The organism is Longimicrobium sp., assembly GCA_036377595.1.
Lineage (GTDB): Bacteria > Gemmatimonadota > Gemmatimonadetes > Longimicrobiales > Longimicrobiaceae > Longimicrobium.
In genome coordinates, this window is the sequence record DASUYB010000061.1 from 1 (window position 1) to 3,852 (window position 3,852).

The 3,852-nt window shown below is 71.3% G+C and carries 3 protein-coding genes; 2 read left to right on the forward strand and 1 reads right to left on the reverse strand.

What is annotated here, in order from left to right; genetic code table 11:
* The coding region (locus VF092_09005) for a carboxypeptidase-like regulatory domain-containing protein (GenBank protein ID HEX6747410.1) at nt 1–1,595 on the reverse strand (1,595 nt) is incomplete at its 3' end.
* A gap of 426 nt (nt 1,596–2,021) precedes the next feature.
* On the opposite strand from VF092_09005, the gene VF092_09010 reads away from it, so the two are divergent.
* Both VF092_09010 and VF092_09015 read left to right on the forward strand, forming a co-directional pair.
* Nucleotides 2,022–2,504: a MarR family transcriptional regulator gene (locus tag VF092_09010; GenBank protein HEX6747411.1), complete on the forward strand. Its 483-nt coding sequence runs from the start codon at nt 2,022–2,024 to the stop codon at nt 2,502–2,504.
* A 214-nt stretch (nt 2,505–2,718) separates the two neighbouring features.
* Complete coding sequence (locus tag VF092_09015) at nt 2,719–3,774, forward strand: LacI family DNA-binding transcriptional regulator (GenBank protein ID HEX6747412.1); 1,056 nt, start codon at nt 2,719–2,721, stop codon at nt 3,772–3,774.
* Nucleotides 3,775–3,852: the final 78 nt, after the last annotated feature.

Sequence of the window (3,852 nt, forward strand, 5' to 3'; positions counted from 1 at the left end):
GCGCGCGGGTTCCAGGTGTGCACCAGGTTGGCGTTGCCGTTCAGGTTCAGGTTGTGGCTGTTGGCCAGGATCGACGCGCCGGGCTGCGGGTCGGCGGCCATGAACTGCAGCTCGGCCGGGAAGAGGAGCCCGTTGTCCTGGTTGAAGTAGTCCACCCCGCCGGTGCCCAGCAGCCTGAGCGACGAGCGCTCGCCGCGCATCAGGTCCACCTTGAGCGTCCCCGAGGTGATCATCCGCCACACCGACTCGTCGTTGTGCGACAGGGCGGCCGTCTGCAGCGGGTTGCTGGCGCCGAACGGGTTGTTGGGGAACACGCCGTTCGTTCCGCGCAGGTCCACGAAGCTGGGCGTGCCGCTGAGCACCACGTAGTAGCTCACGCCGGCGTTGTCGTTGTTGGTCAGCCCGCGGTCGGCGTCGGTGTGCAGCAGGTTGCTGTTCAGCGACACGTCGATGCGCGGCCCCAGCGTCTGGTCCAGGTTCAGCCGCACCGACTGCTTCTGGAAGCCGGTGTTCTCGATGATCCCGGCGTCGTTCTGCACCAGCCCCGACACGTAGTAGCGCGTCCCGCCGTTGCCGCCGCTCACGCTGGCCGAGGTCTCGGTGGAGATCGGCTTGCGCTCGGCCAGCAGGCGCTCCTGGTCGAAAGACTGGATGGGCGTGCCGTCGGCGTTGAAGAACGCCGCCGCGCCCGCGCCGAACGCGCCCACCGCGTCGTCGCGGGTGAACGCGCGCGAGCCCAGCGTGTTGGAGATCTCGCTGAAGCCCACCCGCTGCGTGAACGACACGGCCGGACGCCCGTCACGCCCGCGGCGGGTGGTGACGATGATCACGCCGTTGGCCGCCTTCGAGCCGTAGATGGCGGCCGCCGAGGCGCCCTTCAGGATCTCGATGCTGGCGATGTCCTGCGGGTTCAGGTCCGAGATGCGGTTGGTGGGCGCGTCCTGGTTGCTGGCGCTGTCGCCCACGATGGCCTTGGTCACCGCGTTCTGGCCGGACGAGATGGAGACGTCGCTCACCACCACGCCGTCGATCACCCACAGCGGGTTCGACGAGCCGTTGATGGTGTTCACGCCGCGCATGTTGATCTGCACGCCGCCGCCGGGGGCGCCGGAGTTGGTGGCGATCTGCGCGCCGGGCACCTTCCCCTGCAGCGCCTTGTCCACCGTCTGCGCGGGGGTGCGGTCCACCAGGTCCTGCCCCTGCACGGTGGAGACGGCGTTGGCCAGGTTGCGGCGCGCCACGCTCGTGGCCTGGCCGGTGACCACCACCTGGTCGAGGCGCAGCGCGTCCGTCGCCAGCCGGAAGTCGGCGGTCGACTGCGCGGCGGGCACGGTGACCTGCTGGCTGGCGTAGCCGATGAGCGAGGCGCGCAGCGCCACGTCGCCGGCGGGAACGCTGATGCGGTAGGTGCCGTTGGCGGCGGTGTTCACGCCGCGCGTGGTGCCGGCGATGTTCACCCGCGCGCCGCCCAGGGGCTGGCCGGTGGCGGCGGACACCACGGTACCGCTGATCTCGCGCTGCTGCTGCGCCGCGGCGGGTCCGGCTCCCGCGGCCAGCACGCAGGCGAGGGCGAGCAACCACGTTCGCTTCCTCATGCTCCTGCTCCAGTCGGAAAAGGGTGAGTCGCTGCGGACGGATACGTTGCTGAACGCGCCTCCTTTCAGGGGATTGGACGGGACGGGTGGAGCTGCTTCGTGGGAACGTTCGTTCGAGACCGGAGTGTCCGGGGTGGAGCCGTGGGAGCCGTCCGCGCGGGGCGGCGGCTTATTCGGGTCGCGGCGGGACCGGGGATGGTCCGGCGGCATGCATCAGTTTTCAGCCTGAATGGCTAAGTTGTTACAGGCCAGATGCACGCGCAAGTCCCGCGCGCGGCGCCGCTTTTTCCGATCACCATCCCTCGTCCGGCCGTGTGCCACGCGGCGCGGTAGCAGCGCCGCCCGCCGGGGTTGACCGCCCGGTGCGCGGACGGCATCGTGCGGCGTGTCTCCCCCTTCGCTCCCAACGTGCCGGGTGGTGATTCCGTGACGATCGAGATCGAGGCGCCCGCCCCGCTCGGGCGCGAGGCCGCGGAGGCGCGGCGGGTGCTGCGCGAGCTGATGCGGCTGCACCAGCTCCGCGAGCGCGACCGGGTGAGCGTGTACGGCGTCACCGTGAGCGGGGCGCACGCGCTGGAGGTTTTGGCCGAGCGCGGCCCGCTGTCGCTGAGCGCGCTCTCCGCCGAGCTGTTCGTGGACCGCAGCACGGCCTGCCGCACGGTGGGGCTGCTGGAGGACCGTGGATGGCTGGCGCGCCTTGCCGACGCGCGCGACGGCCGCGCCATCCGCCTGGAGCTGACGGAGGCCGGCCGCGTGCTGGAGGCCCGCCTGCGCCAGGACGCCATCTGGGAGACGGAGGCGCTCCTCGCCGCCCTCCCGGCGGATGACCACGCCGCCGCCCTCCATCTCCTGCGCGAGCTCACCCGCGCCTCCGCCGCGCATGCGGGCGTGCCGGAGCCTGCCGTGTAGCCGTCGGACCGACATCCATTGGACTCACGCGGAGACGCGGAGACGCGGAGGCGCGGAGAACTGCATGGGTTCCTCCGCGTCTCCGCGTCTCCGCGTGAGAAATCAGGTCTCGAAGAAGATCAGCTCGTCTTCGCCCTTCAAGACAAGACTCTTGACAATCGATTTGCCAATACGTATTAGCTAATACGCATTAGCAAACCACCCGCCCCGCTGCATGCCTGCGAACCCGCTCCGTCCCGTCACCACGCACGACGTCGCCCGGAGGGCGGGGGTCTCGCAGGCCACGGTGTCGCTGGTGCTGAGCGGCAACCCGCGGGCGCGCGTCGCGACGGCCACGCGCGAGCGAGTGCTGGAAGCGGCCGAGGCGCTCGGCTACCGGCCGAACATCCTGGCGCGGGGACTCGTCCGCGGGCGGTCGTACGCCATCGGGGTGGTGGTGCCGGACCTGAGCAACCCGTTCTTCCTGGACGTGGTGACCGGCGCGCAGCGGGTCGCGGCCGAGGCGGGGTACGCGATCCTCCCCGGCGACACGCGCGAGAGCACGCCGATCCGCCGCCTGGAGGCGCTGCGCGCGCGGCAGGTGGACGGCGTGATCATCGACGGCGTCGGCGCGGCGACGCTCCCGCACGACGCGCTGAGCGACCTCAAGGTCGTGGTCGTCGACGAGCCGTCGGAGCGCTGGCCCGGGATCGCGTCGGACGCGCTGGCGGCGGGGCGGATGGCGGCGGAGCACCTGATCTCCCTGGGCCACCGCAGGCTGGCGTTCATCGGCCCCGCGACGGACGTGCACGGCTTCCGGATGCGCGAGCGCGGCTTCTTCCAGGCGCTGCGCGAGGCGGGGATCGCGCTCCCACACGAATGGCTGCGCAGGACGCCGCCCACGGTCAGCGGCGGGCAGAAGGCGATGAAAAGTCTCCTCGCTTCGAGTGAGCGTCCGACCGGCGTCTTCTGCGCCAACGACCTGGTCGCCATGGGCGCGCTGAAGGCGGCACTGACGGCCCGGGTCTCGGTCCCCGGCGAGCTGTCGATCGTCGGCTGCGACGACGTGGAGATGGCGAGCTTCGTCACCCCCGAGCTGACCACCGTCGCCATCCCCGCGCGCGAGCTGGGCGCCCGCGCGGCGCGTCTCCTCCTCCGCCAGCTCGACGGCCAGGAGGTGTCGGTGAAGCCCGCGAAGCTGCTCCCCGTCAAGCTCGTAAGGCGCGGGACGACGGCGCCGCCGCAGGGGACAACGGGCGAACAGCCGTCCCGCTCCGAATCCCCCACTTAGGACTTGGGACTCAGGACTCAGGACTTCTCCATCGTGCGCCACGCCACCATCACCGGAACCGGCTCGTTCGTCCCCGCG

Bases quoted from the DNA above. Each gene is read 5' to 3' on its own strand.
- VF092_09015 (HEX6747412.1), top strand. From the start codon at position 2,719: ATGCCTGCGAACCCGCTCCGTCCCGTCACCACGCACGACGTCGCCCGG.